The following is a 937-nucleotide window of genomic DNA, read 5'->3' on the forward strand; positions in this document are numbered from 1 at the left end:
CCGCCCGATCCGCGGGGGACGGATGGGGTGCGCATTCCGCCCGCGTCCGCGCGGGCTTCGCTCGATCCGTCATGCTTGACCTGTCTGCCGGCCGCCACCGTGCCGCCCGCCTGCCCTGTTCCACTGTTACGACACGGTGCATGCCGTGCCGCGCCCGATGAGCCGCGCGTGGCTCATCGGCGCCGGCCCCGGCGACGCCGACCTGCTGACGCTCAAGGCCGTCCACGCGATCGGCGCGGCGGACGTGCTGCTCGTCGACGATCTCGTGAATCCCGACGTGCTGCGCCATGCACGTGCCGATGCGCACATCGAGCACGTCGGCAAGCGCGGCGGGCATGCGTCGACACCGCAGGAGACGATCGTCGCCGCGATGCTCGTGCATCTGCGCGCGGGCCGCAGCGTCGCGCGGCTCAAGGGCGGCGATCCGTTCGTGTTCGGCCGCGGCGGCGAGGAGCTGGCCGCGCTCGGTGCGGCGGGATTCCCGGTCGAGGTCGTGAACGGCGTCACCGCGGGCATCGCCGCGCCGGCCGCAATCGGCATCCCGGTCACGCAGCGCGGCGACGCGCAGGGCGTGATTTTCGTCACGGGCCACGGCGCGGGCGCCGACGAACCCGACTGGCGTGCGCTCGCGGCCACGCGCATGACGATCGTCATTTACATGGGCATCCGCCGGCTCGACGCGATTGCCACCGCACTGCGTGAAGGCGGCCTGCCCGGCGATACGCCGTGCGCGGCGATCGAGAATGCGACGCGTCCCGAACAACGGCACGTGCTCGCGACGCTCGACACGCTCGTCGAACGCGTCGGTGCGACCGGCATCGGCTCGCCGGCGATCGTCGTGATCGGCCGCGTCGCGGCATTCGCCGACGATCCCGCGGTACGTGCCGCGCTCAGCGGCGGCGCATGATGCGCGTCGCGCTGGGCGTCGGTTTCCGCG

1 protein-coding gene is annotated in these 937 nt (G+C 73.0%); it reads left to right on the forward strand.

Annotated features, from left to right (window positions below):
- Positions 1–157 precede the first annotated feature (157 nt).
- Positions 158–907: a uroporphyrinogen-III C-methyltransferase gene (cobA, locus tag G3N99_RS40910; protein ID WP_206125274.1), complete on the forward strand. Its 750-nt coding sequence runs from the start codon at positions 158–160 to the stop codon at positions 905–907.
- Positions 908–937: the final 30 nt, after the last annotated feature.

Source organism: Burkholderia sp. Ac-20392, from assembly GCF_017104585.1.
Classification (GTDB): domain Bacteria; phylum Pseudomonadota; class Gammaproteobacteria; order Burkholderiales; family Burkholderiaceae; genus Burkholderia; species Burkholderia lata.

What these genes read in the sequence shown, in the direction of transcription:
- cobA (WP_206125274.1), top strand. Translation starts at nt 158, where the DNA reads ATGAGCCGCGCGTGGCTCATCGGCGCCGGCCCCGGCGACGCCGACCTG.